The organism is Streptococcus oralis subsp. dentisani, assembly GCF_002096685.1.
Lineage (GTDB): Bacteria > Bacillota > Bacilli > Lactobacillales > Streptococcaceae > Streptococcus > Streptococcus oralis_AD.
Window position 1 is genome coordinate 253,756 of record NZ_NCVA01000041.1, and the last position, 19,108, is coordinate 272,863.

The following is a 19,108-nucleotide window of genomic DNA, read 5'->3' on the forward strand; positions in this document are numbered from 1 at the left end:
TTCACCTGAATCTGAGCCCTTTTGGATAATAATTTTTCAAAACATTTCCCGTTACCTTGGCAAAGCCTAATCCGTTTCCATGAACAAGGACTTGATACCATCCATTTGGTAGACTTTCAGCTAGCTGAACAGTCTCGCCAGCCACATATTTCACAAAGTCCTCATCATTGATTTCGACACTTTGTAGTACTTGACTTGGTTTTAAGGCTAATCCCAGAGCAAAGCTTGGTTCGAAGCGTTTCTTCTTAAAAGTACCCAGATGAAGTCCATTTCGGGCAATTTTGAGTTTCCCTAGATCAGGTAGCCTCTCTGGCAAGAGATAAAGTTGATCTCCAAAAGTCTGCAAGATACCAGTTAGATTGACCCGCAAGTGTTTTTGGGCAAAATCATGCCACAAAGCCAGTTGTTCACGACTGAGATTGCTCTTGCTAGCCTTGAATTTAGGTGCTGGATTTTCTCCCTTAAACTGCAGGTGGGCAACAAACTGGCCTTCTCCCTTGAAATGATGAGGGTACATCCGAGCCGTTTCAGGAAGGTCAATTCCTGCTACCATACCATTCACATGTTCGACTGGAAGCAGTTCAAAATCATAAGTATCAAGTAACCAGTGAACGATTTCTTCGTTTTCCTCAGGTGCCCAAGTACAGGTCGAATAGACCAAACGACCACCTTCTGCAAGCATGGTCACTGCATCTTCTAGAATTTCTCTTTGGAGACTAGCACATTGGCTAGGATAATCGGTACTCCAATAATCCATGGCATCTGGCTGCTTACGAAACATCCCTTCACCCGAGCAAGGTGCATCAAGGACAATCACATCAAAATAACCTTTAAAAACCTGAGCCAAGCGGTCAGCAGATTCATTGATCACGACAACATTTGTCGCTCCAAATCGCTCCATATTTTCCACTAAAATCTTAGCACGCTTGCTTGAAATTTCGTTGGAAACAAGGACTCCTTGATTAGCCAGATAAGCTGCTAGTTGAGTGGATTTTCCACCTGGTGCTGCCGCCAAGTCCAAGACCTTCATACCTGGAAGGGGTTGAGCTACCTGGGCCACCATTTGGGCTGCAGGCTCTTGCGAATAAACAAAACCTGTCACGTGCTCTGGTGACTTCCCTGAGACCTTGCCATAGTGTCCCCAAGGTGTATGAGGAATGGCATCAGCAAACGATAGCTGACTTTCTTTTAAGGGATTAACTCGAAAAGCCGATACTGCGTCTTGTTTAAAAGAGGCAAGAAAATCTCTTGCCTCATCTTCTAGTATCGCTTCATATTTTTCAACAAATCCTTCTGGAAATTGCATTTAGTTTTCTTTCCTTTCATAAATATAGGACTGAATCTCTTTTTGCATCTCGATTGGCACCATCATGACAGGCTGGCGTGTTTGAAAATCAACGGGCTCTCCAGAGACTGTAAGAAGTCGATAGCCCAGACTTTCCCCTAAGATACTGGCTGCAGCGTAATCCCATGGTTGCAAGTAGGTAATATAAGTCAGAAGGCGACCCGATAAAACCTTGGCAAAACTAATGGCCGCACTGCCGTAAACACGGACTCCCAACGCTGCTCGCCCCAAATCCGCCAAGCCCCACTCATTGGTTTCAAACATACCTGAGTTACCGGCAACTAAAAATTCTTGAAGAGGTTTCTTTTTAAAAGCCGGTAAGGGAGCATTATTACGATAAGGAGGAAAGGCACCACCACCATGATAGCAATCACCTTTTATGACATCGTAGATGACGCCAAATTTGCCCACACCATCCTCAAAATAGGCCAACATAACAGCAAAATCTTCCTGCTGAGCGACAAAGTTATTGGTACCGTCAATGGGATCAATCACCCAAACGGAACCTTGACCGACTGCAGCACGTAAACAACCCTCTTCCGCGCAAATCAAGTCCTCAGGATAGGAGGACTTGATCCGATCAACCAAGAGTTCCTGGACCTCCTTGTCCAAACGCGTCACCAAGTCTGTAGGCGAAGACTTGCGCTCAACCTGCAAATCTTCTTTCATGTGAGCCAAAATATAGTCAGCAGCTTCCTGCACAATCTGTTTGGCAAATTCAAATTTAGTTTCCAAGAGAAATCTTCCCTTCTCTTTTTTCTTTTGCTAATTGAACTGCACGATAGAAGGAATAACCGCTAGCCGTCTCAAATTCGCGACCTAGGCGCTTTTCTTCACTTTTGCTCGGGACCACAGACTTAAATTCCTTATAGGAATCTAGCAGTTTCTTAGCCTCTACCTTGTCTTCATAGGCAGCTTCAACATCATTAAAAAAAGAAAGCACTGAAGCAAGTTCTTCAGTGCTCCACGACAAATCTAGTGGGTAACTATACTGTTTGTTCATCTATCCAATACCAGCTCTCAATGTTGCTTCTTTCAGTTCTTGTTTACGGTAACTACGAGGGAGAAAAGCACGAATCTCATCTTCATTAAAACCGATCTGCATGCGTTTGGTGTCTATAATAATTGGGCGACGCAAAAGACTAGGATATTGCTCAATCAACTGAAGCAACTCCGATACCGAAATACTCTCTACATCAATATCCAATTTTTGGAAAATTTTTGAACGAGTTGAAATGATGTCATCAGTACCATTTTCGGTCAAGGAAAGAATGTGTTGCAATTCTTTTCTTGTTAAAGGACTGGTCATAATATTGTGCTCCTCAAAAGGAACTTTATGCGTCTCTAACCAGGCCTTTGCCTTACGACATGATGTACAGCTCGGTGATAAAAATAGTGTAATCATGCTTTTCTCTTCTTTATCTATACTTTGCTATTCTTATTATACAAAAAAATAAAGCGCTTGACTAGCAATTTCTAGAAAAAAGCATATTTTTTTCTAGAAAAATAGACTGTATGCGAACGAATTACTCAATTCCAATGAAGTTAATTCACTCCTCGTAAGAATTTTTAACTTCATCTCTGTTTTATCAATGCAACACATTAAAGTATTCTACGACTTTTCAAATAAAGAAAACCAAAGAAACTTTCATAGAGTCCAAAGAAGAGAAGGAAAGCATGGAGGAAGAAGGCCTCTGGTAAAATCAAAATAACGGGATCCTTTGCGGGATCAAAAAGCCAGGTATCATCTCCCACAAAGAGAATCTGATGGAAAAGAGTAAAGAATTGCTCAAAACCAATTAACACTCCTACAAGGCCAATGACTAGAGGCAATAGCACTAGGGCCAGGATACTTTTACGATATAGGGGCAGAAAGCCTTTTTTTACAATTTTTCTAACAAAGAAATAGAAACTTGGTAATGTCACTAGGGCAACTAGCTGAACCAAGTGGAAGAGATTCTTCACCACCGCAAAGTGGTGTAGACCTGCCGCTGATGAACGAAAATCCGGCATCTCTAAGACCTGACTAAAGGGATTGGTCAGATAATTCATCAAGATATGAAAGTTGTACTGAATGGTTTCGGGCTTTAGATAGACTCGATCCGCTAAGTTCAGCCACTGAATCTCCATGGGATAGAAAATCCAAGCCAGATAAATGGTTAAGAGAATAGAAAGGGAGAGGAGAAAGAGCATACTTCCCAAAAAGGTCAGTTTAGTTTTCATCAAAATTCCACTCCGCAAGGCTAGAAACCACATGAGTTGGTGCAATCGGCAAGTCCGCCACTTCTTCTGCCTTGGTAAAACCTGTCGTCACCAAGAGCGTTGGAATGCCATTGTCAATCCCTGCTCGGATATCTGTCAGGTAGTTGTCCCCAACCATGAGCAATTCTTCTCTTTTCAAACCTAAGTGTTCAACCGCCTTGACCATGATGATAGCATTTGGTTTCCCAATATAAACTGGTTTTACTCGTGTTGCTACTTCAAGAAGTGTAATTAGTGAACCAGCACCTGGCAAAAGACCACGCTCCGTCGGGATATTGAGGTCAGGGTTGGTTCCGATAAAGTGAGCACCCTTTTGGATAGCTAGAGTTGCTGTGGCAAATTTTTCATAGTCCACTTGCCAGTCCAGTCCAACTACCACATAGGCAGGATTTTCCTTGTCTTCGACATAACCAGCTGCCTGAATGGCATCCTTGAGCCCAGCTTCGCCGATGACATAGACTGTCTTTTCCAGTCCCAAGTCGTTCATATAGTCTATGGTTGCCAGAGTTGCCGTGTAGACAGTTGATAGAGGGGTATTAATGTTAAAATTCTGAGCCAACATCTCTTGAACACTCTCTGGAGTTCGGGTTGTATTATTAGTCACAAAGAGATAGGGAATTTCTCGCTTTTGCAGTTCATGCACAAAAGCCTCACCTGCCGGAATTCGGTCCTTCCCCTTGTAAATAGTCCCGTCTAAATCAATTAAATAACCTTTATAAGCCATATCGCCCTTTCTAATTCGCTTCAATTTCTTGCCAAGTAATCATAGCTTGGGCATTGATCTCCCCATCACTGATAATCTCATGTTTGCTTTCTAGTCCCTTGAGTTCATAAGCTGAGGCAATCATACCACCCGGTCGCACTTCTTTGACATATTTGAGATTGATTTTCTTTGGAATATACTTGGTCAAAAAATCTGCTCCCATGACCTCAAAAATCCAATCCAGGTATTTGCTATTATTGACATGACCATTCATATCCAAGTCGTAAAAACGAACATGGTAGTCTTTACTGATCGGATCTTCTAGATTTGCATACTTTGGCCCACGGATGAGTTTTTTATCAAACTCAGACTGGTAAGGAGCAACAATCTCCGGTTCGACAGCATGAACTTTACGACTGTCTCTGTCCATGAGAACAAAGGTTGCTACCATTCGAATGATTTCTTGACCTGCTTCATCATAGATAGTGAAACGGCGGTAGCAAAAAAGACGATTGTAAGTCAGTGCTTCTGTTTCAATCGTAATCTCCTCAGCAAAGCGTGGCAAGCGAACCACGTCAATCGCATAGTCTGTAATAATCCAGACTAGATTGTAACGTTCTAGCACATCCTTGTCACTGACTCCTAGCTCAATCGATTGCATACCTGATACTTGCAAGGACAGCAAAATCACATCTGGAAGTTTGATATGACCGTTCATGTCCGCCATATCAAAAGGAATTTTCATTTTCATTTGATAAGTTAAGCCCATCGTTCTACTCCAAAATAAATCGTTCTGCTACAGTGTCTCCTAAAAAGAGACCTCTCTTTGTCATTCGGACACGATCACCATCTATCTGCATAAGACCCTGTTGGGTTAAGTCTTTGACGATTTCTCCATAAAGTCCTTCAAAGGAGCATCCAAATTTTTCCTCAAATCGCGCCATGGAAACTCCAGATTTCTTGCGGAGTCCTAGGAACATTTCTTCTTCCATCTGCTCGCTTTGACTCAGGTGTTCTTCTGTAATCCGAGCATTTCCTGCCTCTACCGCATTGAGATAGTGGCGGATAGGACCGTGATTCTTATAACGAATTCCATCCACATAACCCGAAGCACCCGCACCGATACCATAATACTCAGCATTGTCCCAGTACATGAGATTGTGGCGACTTTCAAAGCCAGGTTTAGAGAAATTGGAAATCTCATAATGCTCAAAACCAGCTCGCTCAAGCTCTGCGATGATGTACTCAAACATCTCTGCTTCTAACTCTTCTTTGGGCAGGGGCAATTTCCCACGTCTCATGCGGTTCATAAAGACCGTATGATTCTCCAAAATCAAGCTATAAAGGCTCATATGAGGAATATCAAGCGAAATAGCCTTAGCTACATTATCCTTGACCTGAGCCATAGTTTGACTAGGTAGAGCATAGATTAGATCGATGGAGATATTATCAAAACCAGCGAGTTTGAGGCGGTCGATATTCTCATAAATATCATTCTCCAAGTGACTACGCCCAATCTTTTTCAGCATTTTGTCATCAAAAGTCTGCACACCCAAGGAAACACGATTGACTGGCGACTGTTTCAAAACCGCAATCTTATCTGCGTCCAAGTCGCCTGGATTGGCCTCAATGGTCAACTCTTCCAAGACAGATAAGTCTAGATTTTTAGTCAAGCCATCTAAGAGCAACTCTAATTGCGAAGCGGACAAAGCCGTTGGCGTCCCACCTCCAATATAGAGAGTTCGCAACTTTTGGATATCATAAGAACGAAACTCCTCTAGCAGATGCTCCAGGTAACTATCTACTGGTTGATTCTTGATAAATACTTTTGAAAAGTCACAATAATAACAAATCTGTGTGCAAAAGGGAATATGCACGTAGGCGGACGTTGGTTTTTTCTGCATAGTATTTATTATACCACAAAGACAGGTTTGCAGATAAAAATCACCATCTCCAAGAACTAGAGATGGTGATACTTTATACTTCAGTAATATCGATGATGATTTCTTCTTGGTCTGCAGCAACGTCTAGAGTTGCTGACTGTTCTTGCCACTGCTCTTTGAGGTTGTTAAAGGTTTCCTTTGACGCTTCTGTCGCTTGTCGAGCACAAGTCTTGGCTTGGTCAAGGACACTATCAAAAGTGATTTCACCAGATTCTACTTGTTCCTTTGTTTTCAGCACAAAGTCCCTTGCCTGTTCCTTCACTTCTGTCAATTTTTCACAAACCTGCTCTCTAGCATATTCTGGATCTTCTCTCAAATCATCTAGAAAATCCTGAGCTTGACTACAAACCTGCTTGCCCTTATCACTCGTCAAAAACAAAGCAAGAGCTGCACCTGAAACCGTTCCTAAAAGGATTGAGGATAGTTTACCCATAAGATTTCTCCTTTTTTATTTTTTGAAAAATTTACTTGCGAAACGAAGAGCGGACAAGCTTGCGCCTGTTTTAATGGTCTTTGAACCAGCTGATGAGGCTTTTTTACCCAAGACACGTGCATGTTGGTTGAGATCAGATACTGACTCTGACAAGTCCGCCACAGCTGTAAAAAGTGGATCAATCGTCGCAACTTTGATATTGATATCGTCTGCCAACACATTGACCTTAGCCAACAATTCATTAGTCTGATGCAAGGTAACGTTCACATCTGAGCTCAACGTTTTGATGGTCTTCTCTGTCTCATCAATCATACGACCTGCTTTTTGAATCGTGATTGTCAAATAGACTAAACAGACAATCAAAGCAATCGCAACAAGAATATATGCAACTTCTAACATTTATTTTTCCTCCTCTGTATGATAGAAAGGGGCTTTCTTTCGATTTTGATAAAGTATGATAAAAATACCAAGTCCGATAAGGATAACTGATAACCATTGAGAAACTCGCAGACCAAAGAACATGAGACTATCCGTCCGCATCCCTTCGATAATCATACGACCAAAGCCATACCAAATCAAGTAGAAAGCAGTGATCTGACCACGTCTGATTCCCTTTAATTTTCGTCTAAAAATCAAAATCAAAGCAAAACCAATCAGATTCCAAACCGACTCATATAGGAAGGTCGGTTGACGGTAGCTCCCCTCAATGTACATCTGATCACGGATAAAGCCTGGCAAATAATCCAGACTATCTACCGCTGCACCGTAGGCTTCTTGGTTAAAGAAGTTCCCCCAGCGCCCTAAACTCTGGGCAATCATGACGCTCGGTGCTGCAATATCTAAGAAATCCCAAGTATTAATCAGCTTTCTATCTGCAAAGATATAAAGAACAATAGCCCCTGCTATCAAACCTCCATAAATGGCCAAACCACCATTCCAGATGGCAATGATTTCACCTGGATTTTGCAGATAATAATCTAAGCGAAAAAGCACATAGTAAAGTCTAGCACCTAAAATCGCAACTGGAAAAGCAATCAGGATAAAATCCAAAATATCATCTGATAGAATTTTCTTTTTAGGAGCTTCTTTCATAGCAAGGTAGACAGCCAAGACCAAGCCTGCAACAATACACAGGGCATACCAACGAATGGAAAAAGGACCGATTTCAAATGCAACTGGATTAATCATCTTTCACCTCATTTTTGGAGATGAGATTAGTCAAGCGTTCTTCAAATAAACGCGTCGCATCAAATCCCATTTCTTTAGCGCGATAGTTCATGGCTGCCGCCTCAATAACAACGGAGATATTGCGTCCTGTTTTTACTGGGATGCGGATACGCGGAATCGTCACACCAGAAACTTCGAGTTCTTCGGCATTGTTTCCTAGACGGTCAAAGGTCTTATGGGTATCGTAATTTTCCAAATAGACTGCCAGCTGAACTTGTGAAGAATCTTTTACAGCGCTTGCTCCGTAGAGACTCATCACGTCAATAATACCCACTCCACGAATCTCAAGCAAATGCTTCAAAATTTCAGCGGGCTCTCCCCAAAGGGTCATTTCATCCTTGGCAAAGATATCTACACGGTCATCTGCTACTAAACGGTGTCCACGTTTCACAAGCTCAAGACCCGTCTCGCTCTTACCGATACCACTATCCCCTTGGATCAAGACCCCCATGCCATAGATGTCCATCAAGACACCATGAACACTCGTACGTTCAGCCAAACGGGAATCAAGGTAGCTAGATAACTCTCCAGATAAACGACTAGTTGATGTTCGACTGGTTAAAATCGCAATCTTACATTCCCTAGCAGCTTTCAACATTTCTTCTGGCACTACCAAGCCACGAGCAACGATGACAGCAGGTGTTTCAGGTAGAAACATTTTCTTCAAAACTTGATAACGGTTATGGGCAGGCATGGCGACCAAATAGGACCACTCCTTCATCCCTAACAGTTGAATCCGTTCTGGAGTATAGTAATCAAAATAGCCCGTCATTTCAAGACCAGGTCTCATAATGTCCGCAGTATTGATTTCCTTTTCAAGCAATTCGCCTTCACCATAGACAATATCTAGTCTGAGCTTTTCAATGACTTCTCTTACTAAAACCGACATAATTTCCTCCTTCAATCGAGTTCTCCCTACTATTATATCAAATTGTAGTTGGAAGTTTCCTTTTTTTGCAGGATTTACAGTATTTATTTAAAAATAAAAAGACTAGATTTCTCTAGCCTTTCATTTCTAATTAGAATTTTTTACGTTTACGAGCTGCTTCTGATTTACGTTTACGTTTTACAGAAGGTTTTTCATAGAATTCACGTTTGCGTGTTTCTTGAAGAGTACCAGCTTTGGTAACCGCACGTTTGAAACGACGAAGTGCATCGTCAAGAGATTCATTCTTACGTACTACTGTTTTAGACATTTTTTTCACTCCCTTCAAGTTCAAGATCTATTCTATTTTACACGTAAAATGAATAAATGTCAAGGGAAAAACTGCCATAAACTTATATTATCTTCACTTTTCTTTTTAAAAGGGACAACGTATTAGAATAGATGTCATAATAGCGAAAAAAAAATTATTTTAATCCTGTTCAGAAACAACTTTTATTTCTTTATCATTTACAATAACAGCTTGTGAATTGTTCATTCGCATTAAGCTGAGCTGATTTTTATAGGTTTCAAAGGTCTTTTTGCTACTATCGGTAAAAGGTTCCTCACCATAATGTGGAAGGATGTAAAAATCCACTTCATCCAACCCCGCTGTATCAGATAACTCTGTCGCTACCGTCTTGTCATCCATGAGTTTATTGTAGTCAATATCCTTGGCTGTAATGATAGCCCCTGCTGATTCTCCCACATAGACTAACCCATCTCTTATTTGCTCTTTGATGAGAGATAGGAGTTGCTTTTTCTTTAATTCTTGCAATAAATAAAAGGTATTCCCGCCTGAGATATAAAGAATCTTGCTTTGGAAAATCTTTGCCTGTGCAGTTTCTCGATCACAAGAAGCAATATCTAGAACCTCTATCTCAAATCCTAAATCCCTAAATGTTTGCTGAGCCTCATCGATATAGGCAGTATAGTCCTCTTTGTTCCCAGCAGTAGAAATAAATAAAACCTTTTTTTCTAGATTCTTTTCCTTTGCATAATCTCTAAAAAGATTTTTGACTCCAGCAAAGTATGAACATAAAAATAATTGTTTCATGATTGTACCTCCATTAGTTTTTAACAATTTTATAAAGGATCCATGATCTCTTTCTTTGACTAGTTACGAGCTCAAACCCTACTGATAACAAGAATCGTCTAAATGCTTCTTCGCTTTGAACCTCTGGTAAAAAGTAAGACAACTTGTTATATTCACAAGCTAGTAAGAGCATCCCGTCTGATTTGAGTATTCTTCGAAGTTCCATAAAAGAAGCCTCTAGGTCCCGCCAATGAAAATGAGTTTGAAAGGCTGTGATTAAATCAGCACTTTCATCAGAAAAGCCTGTCTCCCTAACGTCTCTTCGTTCAAAATTTAGATTAGTTATCTCTACCTGTTTGGCTTGAGCTATTGCAGTATCTGAAATATAGATTCCAGTTATGGTACTTTGCGGAAAAGTTTCTTTCAGCAGGATGGTTGAACGACCATTCCCAACTCCTGCATCTAAGATTACAGGGTAAAATATCCTATCCAGATGACGAATTGCCCATACAAACATGGGGAGATAGGCTCGATTCCACAATTTCATCATTCGTTTTCCTAGAAAGCCCGAAGGATTCTTTGATTGCTGAATTAAGCGACTAAACAGAAACATTAAAAAGTAAAAAAACAAATAAAACCGATTATATAAATCAAAGTTCGAGCCTCCCCGTATAGCTATATTATACCACTTTAGCAGAACAGTGAACATTTGAAGTAAAAAACCACTCACTCCAATGAGCAAGTGGTTCTTGTCATTTTACTTTTCAAGCAAGCTGAGCGCTTCAGCATCTGCGATAATAGTCACATCAGGGTGGTTTTGTAGGCTACTTGCTGGGAGGTTCTCAGTCACTGGGCCTGATACTGTGCCAGCAATGGCCTCTGCTTTCGACTCACCGTAAGCAAAGAGAATAATTGACTTGGCATCCAAGATGTTTTTAATCCCCATTGAGATAGCTTGAGTTGGAACATCTTCAATCTTGTCAAAGAAGCGAGCATTGGCTTCGATAGTAGACTGGTCAAGTTCTACTAGATGCGTTTGGCTGTCAAATGGAGTACCTGGCTCATTAAATCCGATATGGCCATTGCGACCGATTCCCAAGATTTGGAGATCAACAGGATGGTCAGCCAAAATTTGGTTGTAGCGTTCAACTTCTTCTTCAGCATTATCCTTAACACCACGTGGCAAGAAGCTTTCTTTAAATGGTTTTTGGTTGAACAAGTTTTCTTGCATGAAGTAACGGTAAGACTGAGGATTGTCTCCGTCAAGTCCTACATACTCATCGAGGTTCACACTGGTTAGATTTGAAAAATCAAGGTCACTCTCAACGATTTCCTTATAAAACTCAAGTGGACTGCTCCCTGTTGCAAGTCCCAATGTTTGAGCACCATTGGCCAACTTTTCCTTCAAAATCTCAAAAGCTACTTTTCCACCTTCGACTTGATTTTCAACTTTAATAACTTTCATTTTATATCCTCCATATTTCTATATTTATTATATGGTATAGACCAATTTTTGTCAAGTGAAAACGATTTAATTTCCAAAAAAAGAGCGTCCAAACTTGAAACATGTTATAATGGATAGGATTAGAAGTTAGAAAGAATGATGAAAAAAATGAATACAGCTGATTTTGATTTCCACTTGCCTGAGGAATTGATTGCCCAAACACCACTTGAAAAACGAGATGCCTCCAAACTCCTCATCGTCAACCGAGAGACGGGAGAAATGCAGGATAAACACTTCCACTCTATTATTGATATGCTGGAACCTGGTGATGCCCTTGTCATGAACGATACCCGTGTTCTCCCTGCCCGCCTCTATGGTCAAAAGGAAGAAACAGGAGGCCATGTGGAGCTTCTCCTGCTCAAAAATACTAGTGGTGATGAGTGGGAAGTCCTCGCTAAACCTGCCAAACGTCTCAAGGTTGGCACTCGTGTCAACTTTGGTGATGGTCGCCTCAGCGCTGTCGTTACGGAAGAATTGACCCACGGGGGCCGCATTGTCCGCTTTGAATACCAAGGAATTTTCCTAGAAGTTTTGGAAAGTCTCGGTGAAATGCCACTCCCACCCTACATCCACGAAAAACTAGATGACCGTGAACGTTATCAAACGGTCTACGCTAAAGAAAGTGGCTCTGCTGCTGCACCAACTGCTGGACTGCACTTCACCAAAGAACTGCTAGCAGAAATCCAAGCCAAGGGTGTTCATCTGGTCTATCTCACTCTCCATGTCGGGCTCGGAACCTTTAGACCCGTTTCTGTGGACAATCTGGACGAACACGAAATGCACTCCGAATTCTACCAACTTTCTGAGGAAGCAGCTGCCACCCTTCGCTCTGTCAAGGAAAATGGCGGTCGCGTTATTGCTGTTGGAACTACTTCTATCCGCACACTGGAGACTATTGGTTCCAAGTTTGAGGGGCAAATCCAAGCAGATTCTGGCTGGACCAATATCTTTATCAAGCCTGGTTACGAATGGAAGGTTGTCGATGCCTTCTCAACCAACTTCCATCTGCCAAAATCAACTCTCGTCATGTTGGTTTCTGCCTTTGCAGGCCGTGAATTAGTCTTAGATGCTTACCACCACGCTATTCAAGAACACTACCGTTTCTTCAGTTTCGGTGATGCCATGTTTATCTATTAAAAATAGCTCCGTCATTTCTTTAGGATAGTTTATTCCTAAGAGATGACGGGGCTATTTCTGTTTAAAGTGTAATTTCTGGGGACTCAGAAGTTAAATGAATCAGTTTGCCTTGAACACCAAAGTAGTCCTTTACCAAGTCCTGTAATTCTTCCATGGCAGCCCGAGCACGCGCCGCCTGTTCACCATTGATCGCTTCAATCACTAAGACAGCATCTTTTGTCTCTTCTGTCAGCATGGTTCTCTGCGCCTCTCTCCAGTTGAGACAGCGACAAACCGCTCCTTCATCATCATAATAGATCAGCTCTTCTGGAAGTGCAGGAGCATCGTTTTCAGCTCCTAGTGGAAAGAAAGGTTCTCCTCCCTTGGCCTGACCAAGATGAAGATTGCCTACAATCTTGTTCGCATCCTCGCCACCACAGGGAACCGCATAAGATAGAGAGACACTATTGTAGATGTCTACTAAGGGATTGATGGGATTAAACTCTCTTCCCTGACTGACCCTTTTAAGCAGAGCTTCTATAGAGGAGCGTGCTCCCTTTTTCGTTTTGAACTTGCTGAAAGCCTGACGCCATTCTTGAATGACATCATTCTGAGTAAAATTCTCATCCGAAATGAAATCCTCAGCTCGTTTAGCTCCTTTATCTAGCAAGGTTTTAAAATAGGGATCCTTGCTTTCATCAACTGTATTATCTAATCCCTTTACTACTAAAACGCTAATCTGTGCTTCTGGAAACAAGCTCCAAAATTCATTTTCAACGATAACTTTCATCTTTCACCTCTCATTAAGAATAATTTCTTTTCTGACCTTTTTTGACCATATCCCAATCACTAGTAATATTTTTTCTAACTCGAATTAGTAGTCTCTCCAGTTCCCTGGCCTCTTCCCTGGAAAATCCTTTTAGGGCAGAATTTTCTGAATAGTGATGTTCAGCAAGGATAAAAGGATAAAGTGCCTCTCCTTTTTCAGTGACAAACCACTCTTTATTTTTCCGATTTGTACTGGTCATTCCTTGTTTTATTAACCCCTTTTCTTCCAGTTTTTTTACTGAACGAGCAACTGTCGAACGGTCAACCTTTAGTAAATCCGACAAGGCTTCTTGAATGATTCCTGGATTCTCCTTGATTCGTACTAAATAAAGGTATTGCCCACGAGCTAGTTCAATATCACGAAACTCAATATTAGCAATAGAATCTAGGGCACGAGCTATAATTCCGATTTCGCGTAATAACGACATGTTTCCACCTCTCGCATCTATGATGATGGAATAGCACATTTTTGTTGCAAATGCAATAAAAAAACACTTTGAAAACAAAGCGTCTTTTTTTATTCTTCATTTTTTAAAAAGAATGTGTTATCACTAAACTTTGGATCCTTCAAACTCTGTACACTGGCATTGATAACTGCTCCGATAATCAAAATCTTTGCAATAAGAATAAACCAGAACATCATCACTACCACGATAATGGAACTGAAAAAGCGAACGTCCACTAGGTGATTGACATAGTTATTAAAATAAGCAGAAAAGATATTCAATAAAAAGACAAGAGTCAGCAAGACAAAGATACTTCCTGGTAAAACATAGCGGATTCGTGGTGCTTTTACTTTTGGTAGAAAATAGTAAATCATGACTAGAATGGCAAAGATCAAGGCATAGACCAGAGGACCTGTAAAATCTTGCAGGTAGGAAAATAGCGAACTGTCTGATTGCCAGTAAGTTTTGAGGAGGTTGAGCAACATACGACCAAACATACTCAAAAACAAGGCAAAGGCAAAAAGGATCTGCAAGCCGAAACTAACAAGTAGACTCATCAACTGATGGGAGATAATTCCTCGACTCTTGGTCACCCCATAGGCTTTGTTAAAAGCTTTTTGAAGGAAATCCATTGATTTCGAAAAGGTCCAGAGTGCAGATAAAACGGCAAAACTCAACAAACCAGTTGATGGTTGAGTCAGAACTTCTCGGACAATCTTGGCGACCACATCATACACCGTATCGGGCAAAAATTCCTTGATCGTCAGTAAGAAATTTGAGACCGGAATCTGAAAATAAGGCAAAATATTGACCATTATCATTAGCAAAGGAAAGATTGAAATCAACCAATAGTAGGCAACAGCGACACTAGTCAACTCGCTATCAGATGCTTGATAATAATGCAAAAAAGCTTTCAATAAGGGCTTATCCAATAGCTCCTTCCACCACTTTTTCATATCCCATCCTCCGTCATTTTCTTCATCATCTAAGTTCTTCTGATTAAATCTAGCATATCATAAGGTAAGGTATTTGCGGCCTCTTTCAGAGAATAATTTTCTAAGTTATTCACATTTTGGCGTAGTTTTTTGGCATACTTGGCTGTTATCAGTTTAGCTTCTTCGTATTCAAAGATTGCCTTGCGTTCGAGATAGTAGCCTCGTAGCATTTCATCGATATTGTTTGGCTTGATGCGATTGATAACCCGCTCAACAAAAGCACCACTTCCGATAATGGCCGTCTCGCGTAGACGAGATTCTTGCATAAAGCTAATCAGAGAACTCTTGTAAACCCCTTTGAGGTTTTCCAAACTCTCGATAATCAGCTCTGTATTTTCCAAATACAACTCTGAAATCTGATCATAGTCAACTGCTAGTAGTTTACGAGATTCTTCATTCATCCAACTACGGAAAGTTTTGCCAAAGGTAAACATTTCATGGAGTAGAAAGCGCAGTATCCGTAAAGAAACTAGGAAGTAATAAGTCACTCTAGAAGCGAAATTCCGATTGATACTCTGCTCCATGTTTTTTAGGTAACGTTGGTAAACTCGATAGCCACGCTCGCTGATTCTATTTTCTTCGTAGGCTTGCTCCAAACCGTCACTCTCAATACTCAAGATAAGAAGCTTGAGGGACTCCCAGTCCTCTTGGACTCTCTTGTTTTCCAGACTAAGGATGAGGTTTTCAATCCGACCATGATAATTATCAATAGCTGCATAAAGAGGAAGTTTGTTCTTGTGATGGTCCAGCTCTTTTTCTAATTCTGCAGCTACATCATTCAGAATCGCAATATGCATCAAATGATCCTTGCTTTCCTCTTGTTCCTCAGATAAGTGAGGGAGGACCAGTAAACCTGTTAGAAAGCTTAATAGTGTAACGCCTGCTACTAGGAAGAGTAACAGAGGGTATTCCTGCTCCAAATGACTTGGTATGAGGAGAATGGTCGCGATAGATACTGTCCCTTTAACACCAGAGAAGGTTAAAAGAAGCATATCTTTCATGTACTTATGAATTTTTTTCTTAAGTCGACGCGTTCTCACAAAGTAAAAACCAGCAATCATGACAAAGCGGATCGCAAAAAGCAAGAAGGTCAGAACGACAACTGAAAGTAGTAAAAGAAAGGGATTGTAGAGAGAATTAGACAGAATCGGCTCTGCAATCAACTCTAATTCCATTCCCAAGAGAACAAAGACTGATCCGTTTAGCATAAAGGTCACTGTGTGCCAGACGGTCTCCGTCACGGTGTCTACTTGAGCCTCAAGGAGCGTAATTTTCTTAAAGCGGCTGGCCTTCAAAATACCTGCGACTACAACTGCGATAATCCCTGAAACATGGATTTCTTCAGCGATAAAGAAGGTCATGAGAGGCAAACTCAGTTCAAGCAAGAGTTCACTCGCTATATCAGTCGCTCGCACACTCAGTAAAAATGTATGCAAGAAACGATTGATCATTGCCGTCACAAAACCGACTGCAAAACCACCAAGGATTGAAAGTGCTAGGGATGTTCCAGCCTGACTGAGGGAAAAAGCGCCAGTTGTCCATGCAGCCAGTGCCACCCGAAAGGCTACCAAGCCCGAAGCATCATTTAGAAGTCCTTCTCCTTTGAGAATATTGGATACCCGTTTTGGAAAACGAAAACGCTCAGAAAGAGAAGCAAAGGCTACCAGATCCGTCGGACCAAGCGCTGCCCCAACAGCCAAACAGGCAGCTAAGGGAAGACTGAGCCAAAGGAAATGAGCCAAGGCTCCCAAACTCAAGGTCGAGATGAAAATCACTGGAAAGATTAAGTAGACAATGATGCGCCAGTGTTTTAAAACAGATGTAATATCTGCTTCTTCTGCCTCCCGGAAAAGTAAGGGACCAATAACCATGGCCAGAAACAGCTCTGTATTGAGATGAAAGTCCGCATCGGGAACAAATAAGCCAATCCCAATCCCTAAAAGGATTTGCACAAGAGGAAGGGGCAAAAAAGGGAGAAGTTTATTGGTCGTGGTTGAAATGATTAAGACAAATAAAAATAGAATCAAGTAAATGAGTAATTCCACACAATTCCTCCTTAATCTTTTTTACAACAAGATTCAAAAATCTCCTTTTGCTCTTGGATTTTCTGATCAATCTTAGAACAGTCTTTGTGCTCAATTTTTTTCTGGCATCGTTCCATTTCAAGAGCCACTAATTTTTTCTTAATTTTAAGCATTTTCTTGCTCATATGTGCTTCGTCGAGCACCCCGACTGCTCGCTCGTGATGCGTTGACTCGACAAAATTTTGGCGCATAGCCTCTAGCTTCTCACGAAGGTATTGTTTATCCATGTCTATACCTTTCTAATTTTTCAATCATAACTAAAAACGGTGGATTGTTAACTTGGTTGAGAGTCCGATAAATGGCAACTGTACACTCTTGTTGGTTCAACTGGCTAACAAAGTCCAAAACAGCATCCCTTTCAATGTCTCCTCCCTCATGACCATAGTAGATCATAATGGCAATCCGTCCCCCCTTGACAAGCAAATGGCACAGCTTTTCTAAAGCTTCAATAGTAGTCTGAGGTTGTGTAATGACAGATTTGTCAGCAGAAGGCAGATAACCCAGATTAAAAATCCCTGCCTTAGCTTCTGTCACAAACTGGTCAAGCGTCTCATGACCTTGCAAGATTAACTGGGCATTTGTCATTCCAGCCTGATACAAACGCTCTTGCGTCTTCTCCAAAGCCTGCTCCTGGATATCAAAGGCATAGACTTGCTTGGCTAACTTGGCTAAAAAAAGCGTATCATGTCCATTGCCCATGGTCGCATCCACTACGATATCATCCTGAGTCACAACCTCAGCCAAAAAATCATGTGCCATCTCAAGTGGTCTTTTCATTTTAAAACTCCTGTTTTACAGCCTTGCATCCTTGCACACTTCCACGACGGCGCATCTCAGTTTCAATAGCATTTAGCACTTCCCATTTATTGAGGCTCCACATGGGACCAATCAGCATATCTCTAGGTGCATCTCCTGTGATTCGATGGATGACAATATGCTTGGGAATGATTTCCAGTTGGTCACAAATGACTTGGACATACTCATCCTGACTCATCAGTTGCAGGCGTCCTTCGTGGTAATCTCGCTGCATCCGCGTATTGGTCATGAGGTGAAGCAAATGCAACTTAATTCCTTGAATATCGTTATCCGTGACGCAGCGGCGAACATTTTCAACCATCATCTCATGAGTTTCGCCGGGCAAACCATTAATCAAATGGGAAACAATCTCAATCTTGGGATATTTCCTCAAGCGTTTTACTGTTTCAACATACAATTCATAAGAATGGGCACGGTTAATCAGGTCAGAGGTTGCTTCAAAAGTAGTCTGCAAGCCCAATTCTACCGTCACATGCATGCGTTCCGATAACTCAGCCAAGTATTCGATGGTTTCGTCTGGTAAACAGTCCGGACGCGTTCCGATATTGATTCCTACTACACCTGGCTCGTTGATAGCCTGCTCGTAACGTTCCCGAATCACCTCTACTTTTTCATGGGTGTTGGTGAAGTTTTGAAAATAAACCAGATACTTCTGAACATCTGGCCACTTGCGGTGCATAAAGTCAATTTCCTTATAAAATTGCTCACGGATAGGGGCATCCGGTGCCACAATGGCATCTCCAGATCCAGAAACCGTACAAAAAGTACAGCCTCCATGAGCCACAGTTCCATCCCGATTTGGACAGTCAAATCCCGCATCGATAGGGACTTTAAAAGTCTTTTCTCCAAAAAGTTTTCGATAATAATCATTCAAGGTATTGTAAGATTTCATAACTTTCATTATAACAAAAAATACCCACAATCTCAAAAGCCTGACTTTCCAACAAATTCCCTTGTTCCCCATTTCCTTTAGCGTTTTTTTATGATACAATATGGGTATGATTTTAATGAAAATAGCAGCTATTTTATTGTTGGTATTAACCCTCGTGGTCTCCATCATTGTAACAAAACTTTTTAAACTGAAAAAACTAGGACTGAACTTTGCGGATTTAGCTTTTCCACTTTTGGTATTTGAGTATTATCTTATCACTGCTAAAGCCTTTACCCACAACTTTCTACCGCGACTCGGCGTAGCACTTTCACTCCTAGCAATTCTCCTTGTGGTCTTTTTCCTCATCAAAAAACGAAGTTTTTATTACCCTAAATTTATCAAATTCTTCTGGAGAGCAGGTTTTCTCCTGACCTTAGTCCTCTATATCGCTATGATTGTAGAGTTAATCATGCTCACACCCCAATAAATCCCTAGAACAACTGATTCTAGGGATTTTAATTTATGGAAATTTATGTGTCAGCTAACCCAGACACTTAACAAAGAGCCAGCATTCCTT

General features: G+C 41.2%; 25 protein-coding genes. 2 read left to right on the forward strand and 23 right to left on the reverse strand.

What is annotated here, in order from left to right:
• Nucleotide 1: 1 nt before the first annotated feature.
• From B7705_RS07890 to B7705_RS07965, 16 genes are all read right to left on the reverse strand, one after another.
• Nucleotides 2-1,306: an RsmF rRNA methyltransferase first C-terminal domain-containing protein gene (locus B7705_RS07890; protein WP_084948863.1), complete on the reverse strand. Its 1,305-nt coding sequence runs from the start codon at nucleotides 1,304-1,306 to the stop codon at nucleotides 2-4.
• A complete protein-coding gene (locus tag B7705_RS07895) occupies nucleotides 1,307-2,080 on the reverse strand; it encodes an inositol monophosphatase family protein (RefSeq protein ID WP_084948864.1) in 774 nt (257 codons plus the stop codon).
• Complete coding sequence (locus tag B7705_RS07900) at nucleotides 2,070-2,348, reverse strand: UPF0223 family protein (protein WP_084948866.1); 279 nt, start codon at nucleotides 2,346-2,348, stop codon at nucleotides 2,070-2,072. The genes B7705_RS07895 and B7705_RS07900 overlap by 11 nt, the downstream gene beginning before the upstream one ends.
• Nucleotides 2,349-2,750, reverse strand: a complete 402-nt coding sequence (locus B7705_RS07905) for a Spx/MgsR family RNA polymerase-binding regulatory protein (protein WP_004246303.1) — start codon at nucleotides 2,748-2,750, stop codon at nucleotides 2,349-2,351.
• 197 nt (nucleotides 2,751-2,947) lie between these two features.
• Nucleotides 2,948-3,568 (reverse strand): TIGR01906 family membrane protein, encoded by a 621-nt coding sequence (locus B7705_RS07910; protein ID WP_084948868.1) that lies wholly within the window; start codon nucleotides 3,566-3,568, stop codon nucleotides 2,948-2,950.
• Nucleotides 3,558-4,331 (reverse strand): TIGR01457 family HAD-type hydrolase, encoded by a 774-nt coding sequence (locus B7705_RS07915; RefSeq protein WP_084948870.1) that lies wholly within the window; start codon nucleotides 4,329-4,331, stop codon nucleotides 3,558-3,560. The genes B7705_RS07910 and B7705_RS07915 overlap by 11 nt, the downstream gene beginning before the upstream one ends.
• Nucleotides 4,332-4,341: 10 nt before the next feature.
• A complete protein-coding gene (locus B7705_RS07920) occupies nucleotides 4,342-5,079 on the reverse strand; it encodes an acyl-[acyl-carrier-protein] thioesterase (RefSeq protein WP_049550086.1) in 738 nt (245 codons plus the stop codon).
• Between the two features lie 4 nt (nucleotides 5,080-5,083).
• Nucleotides 5,084-6,214, reverse strand: coding sequence for a radical SAM family heme chaperone HemW (gene hemW, locus B7705_RS07925; protein ID WP_084948872.1), 1,131 nt, complete (start codon nucleotides 6,212-6,214; stop codon nucleotides 5,084-5,086).
• A 73-nt stretch (nucleotides 6,215-6,287) separates the two neighbouring features.
• Nucleotides 6,288-6,686 (reverse strand): YtxH domain-containing protein, encoded by a 399-nt coding sequence (locus tag B7705_RS07930; RefSeq protein ID WP_084948873.1) that lies wholly within the window; start codon nucleotides 6,684-6,686, stop codon nucleotides 6,288-6,290.
• Nucleotides 6,687-6,701: 15 nt separating this feature from the next.
• On the reverse strand, nucleotides 6,702-7,085 hold the full coding sequence (locus B7705_RS07935; protein ID WP_000895027.1) for a DUF948 domain-containing protein: 384 nt from the start codon (nucleotides 7,083-7,085) through the stop codon (nucleotides 6,702-6,704).
• The gene (gene lgt / locus B7705_RS07940) at nucleotides 7,086-7,874 is read right to left on the reverse strand and encodes a prolipoprotein diacylglyceryl transferase (protein ID WP_084948875.1); all 789 of its coding nucleotides are present in this window, start codon (nucleotides 7,872-7,874) and stop codon (nucleotides 7,086-7,088) included.
• Complete coding sequence (gene hprK / locus B7705_RS07945; protein ID WP_038805477.1) at nucleotides 7,867-8,802, reverse strand: HPr(Ser) kinase/phosphatase; 936 nt, start codon at nucleotides 8,800-8,802, stop codon at nucleotides 7,867-7,869. The genes lgt and hprK overlap by 8 nt, the downstream gene beginning before the upstream one ends.
• A gap of 130 nt (nucleotides 8,803-8,932) precedes the next feature.
• Nucleotides 8,933-9,109 carry a 30S ribosomal protein S21 gene (rpsU, locus tag B7705_RS07950; protein ID WP_000048054.1) on the reverse strand — a complete coding sequence of 59 codons (177 nt, stop codon included), beginning with the start codon at nucleotides 9,107-9,109 and terminating at the stop codon, nucleotides 8,933-8,935.
• Between the two features lie 159 nt (nucleotides 9,110-9,268).
• A complete protein-coding gene (locus tag B7705_RS07955; RefSeq protein WP_084948878.1) occupies nucleotides 9,269-9,892 on the reverse strand; it encodes a Type 1 glutamine amidotransferase-like domain-containing protein in 624 nt (207 codons plus the stop codon).
• 13 nt (nucleotides 9,893-9,905) lie between these two features.
• Nucleotides 9,906-10,421: a class I SAM-dependent methyltransferase gene (locus B7705_RS07960; protein WP_193431907.1), complete on the reverse strand. Its 516-nt coding sequence runs from the start codon at nucleotides 10,419-10,421 to the stop codon at nucleotides 9,906-9,908.
• Between the two features lie 207 nt (nucleotides 10,422-10,628).
• Nucleotides 10,629-11,336, reverse strand: coding sequence for a glucosamine-6-phosphate deaminase (locus B7705_RS07965; RefSeq protein ID WP_000864607.1), 708 nt, complete (start codon nucleotides 11,334-11,336; stop codon nucleotides 10,629-10,631).
• A 147-nt stretch (nucleotides 11,337-11,483) separates the two neighbouring features.
• On the opposite strand from B7705_RS07965, the gene queA reads away from it, so the two are divergent.
• Nucleotides 11,484-12,512: a tRNA preQ1(34) S-adenosylmethionine ribosyltransferase-isomerase QueA gene (queA, locus tag B7705_RS07970; RefSeq protein WP_084949231.1), complete on the forward strand. Its 1,029-nt coding sequence runs from the start codon at nucleotides 11,484-11,486 to the stop codon at nucleotides 12,510-12,512.
• A 61-nt stretch (nucleotides 12,513-12,573) separates the two neighbouring features.
• On the opposite strand, the gene B7705_RS07975 is transcribed toward queA, so the two are convergent.
• From B7705_RS07975 to mnmL, 7 genes are all read right to left on the reverse strand, one after another.
• The gene (locus B7705_RS07975) at nucleotides 12,574-13,281 is read right to left on the reverse strand and encodes a B3/B4 domain-containing protein (RefSeq protein WP_084948879.1); all 708 of its coding nucleotides are present in this window, start codon (nucleotides 13,279-13,281) and stop codon (nucleotides 12,574-12,576) included.
• A gap of 13 nt (nucleotides 13,282-13,294) precedes the next feature.
• Complete coding sequence (locus tag B7705_RS07980; RefSeq protein ID WP_084948881.1) at nucleotides 13,295-13,747, reverse strand: MarR family winged helix-turn-helix transcriptional regulator; 453 nt, start codon at nucleotides 13,745-13,747, stop codon at nucleotides 13,295-13,297.
• Between the two features lie 89 nt (nucleotides 13,748-13,836).
• Complete coding sequence (locus tag B7705_RS07985; protein ID WP_084948882.1) at nucleotides 13,837-14,721, reverse strand: YihY/virulence factor BrkB family protein; 885 nt, start codon at nucleotides 14,719-14,721, stop codon at nucleotides 13,837-13,839.
• A gap of 29 nt (nucleotides 14,722-14,750) precedes the next feature.
• Entirely contained in the window at nucleotides 14,751-16,805 is a 2,055-nt protein-coding gene (locus B7705_RS07990) for a cation:proton antiporter (RefSeq protein WP_084948884.1), read from the reverse strand.
• 11 nt (nucleotides 16,806-16,816) lie between these two features.
• A complete protein-coding gene (locus tag B7705_RS07995; RefSeq protein ID WP_000361094.1) occupies nucleotides 16,817-17,071 on the reverse strand; it encodes a hypothetical protein in 255 nt (84 codons plus the stop codon).
• Nucleotides 17,064-17,621 (reverse strand): tRNA 5-(aminomethyl)-2-thiouridylate-methyltransferase MnmM, encoded by a 558-nt coding sequence (mnmM, locus tag B7705_RS08000; RefSeq protein WP_000828444.1) that lies wholly within the window; start codon nucleotides 17,619-17,621, stop codon nucleotides 17,064-17,066. The genes B7705_RS07995 and mnmM overlap by 8 nt, the downstream gene beginning before the upstream one ends.
• A gap of 1 nt (nucleotide 17,622) precedes the next feature.
• Entirely contained in the window at nucleotides 17,623-18,561 is a 939-nt protein-coding gene (gene mnmL / locus B7705_RS08005; protein ID WP_084948886.1) for a tRNA modification radical SAM protein MnmL/YtqA, read from the reverse strand.
• A gap of 91 nt (nucleotides 18,562-18,652) precedes the next feature.
• On the opposite strand from mnmL, the gene B7705_RS08010 reads away from it, so the two are divergent.
• The gene (locus tag B7705_RS08010) at nucleotides 18,653-19,018 is read left to right on the forward strand and encodes a DUF3397 domain-containing protein (protein WP_084948887.1); all 366 of its coding nucleotides are present in this window, start codon (nucleotides 18,653-18,655) and stop codon (nucleotides 19,016-19,018) included.
• The last annotated feature ends 90 nt before the right edge of the window (nucleotides 19,019-19,108 follow it).

Coding starts and splice junctions, on each gene's coding strand:
- B7705_RS07980 (WP_084948881.1), bottom strand. CDS start 13,747: ATGTCGTTATTACGCGAAATCGGAATTATAGCTCGTGCCCTAGATTCT.
- B7705_RS07965 (WP_000864607.1), bottom strand. CDS start 11,336: ATGAAAGTTATTAAAGTTGAAAATCAAGTCGAAGGTGGAAAAGTAGCT.
- B7705_RS07910 (WP_084948868.1), bottom strand. CDS start 3,568: ATGAAAACTAAACTGACCTTTTTGGGAAGTATGCTCTTTCTCCTCTCC.
- B7705_RS07920 (WP_049550086.1), bottom strand. CDS start 5,079: ATGGGCTTAACTTATCAAATGAAAATGAAAATTCCTTTTGATATGGCG.
- B7705_RS07985 (WP_084948882.1), bottom strand. CDS start 14,721: ATGAAAAAGTGGTGGAAGGAGCTATTGGATAAGCCCTTATTGAAAGCT.
- queA (WP_084949231.1), top strand. CDS start 11,484: ATGAATACAGCTGATTTTGATTTCCACTTGCCTGAGGAATTGATTGCC.
- B7705_RS07995 (WP_000361094.1), bottom strand. CDS start 17,071: ATGGATAAACAATACCTTCGTGAGAAGCTAGAGGCTATGCGCCAAAAT.
- B7705_RS07960 (WP_193431907.1), bottom strand. CDS start 10,421: ATGATGAAATTGTGGAATCGAGCCTATCTCCCCATGTTTGTATGGGCA.
- B7705_RS07930 (WP_084948873.1), bottom strand. CDS start 6,686: ATGGGTAAACTATCCTCAATCCTTTTAGGAACGGTTTCAGGTGCAGCT.
- B7705_RS07890 (WP_084948863.1), bottom strand. CDS start 1,306: ATGCAATTTCCAGAAGGATTTGTTGAAAAATATGAAGCGATACTAGAA.
- B7705_RS07905 (WP_004246303.1), bottom strand. CDS start 2,750: ATGATTACACTATTTTTATCACCGAGCTGTACATCATGTCGTAAGGCA.
- B7705_RS07975 (WP_084948879.1), bottom strand. CDS start 13,281: ATGAAAGTTATCGTTGAAAATGAATTTTGGAGCTTGTTTCCAGAAGCA.
- B7705_RS07915 (WP_084948870.1), bottom strand. CDS start 4,331: ATGGCTTATAAAGGTTATTTAATTGATTTAGACGGGACTATTTACAAG.
- lgt (WP_084948875.1), bottom strand. CDS start 7,874: ATGATTAATCCAGTTGCATTTGAAATCGGTCCTTTTTCCATTCGTTGG.
- B7705_RS08010 (WP_084948887.1), top strand. CDS start 18,653: ATGGGTATGATTTTAATGAAAATAGCAGCTATTTTATTGTTGGTATTA.
- mnmM (WP_000828444.1), bottom strand. CDS start 17,621: ATGAAAAGACCACTTGAGATGGCACATGATTTTTTGGCTGAGGTTGTG.
- B7705_RS07935 (WP_000895027.1), bottom strand. CDS start 7,085: ATGTTAGAAGTTGCATATATTCTTGTTGCGATTGCTTTGATTGTCTGT.
- rpsU (WP_000048054.1), bottom strand. CDS start 9,109: ATGTCTAAAACAGTAGTACGTAAGAATGAATCTCTTGACGATGCACTT.
- B7705_RS07955 (WP_084948878.1), bottom strand. CDS start 9,892: ATGAAACAATTATTTTTATGTTCATACTTTGCTGGAGTCAAAAATCTT.
- hemW (WP_084948872.1), bottom strand. CDS start 6,214: ATGCAGAAAAAACCAACGTCCGCCTACGTGCATATTCCCTTTTGCACA.
- hprK (WP_038805477.1), bottom strand. CDS start 8,802: ATGTCGGTTTTAGTAAGAGAAGTCATTGAAAAGCTCAGACTAGATATT.
- B7705_RS07900 (WP_084948866.1), bottom strand. CDS start 2,348: ATGAACAAACAGTATAGTTACCCACTAGATTTGTCGTGGAGCACTGAA.
- mnmL (WP_084948886.1), bottom strand. CDS start 18,561: ATGAAAGTTATGAAATCTTACAATACCTTGAATGATTATTATCGAAAA.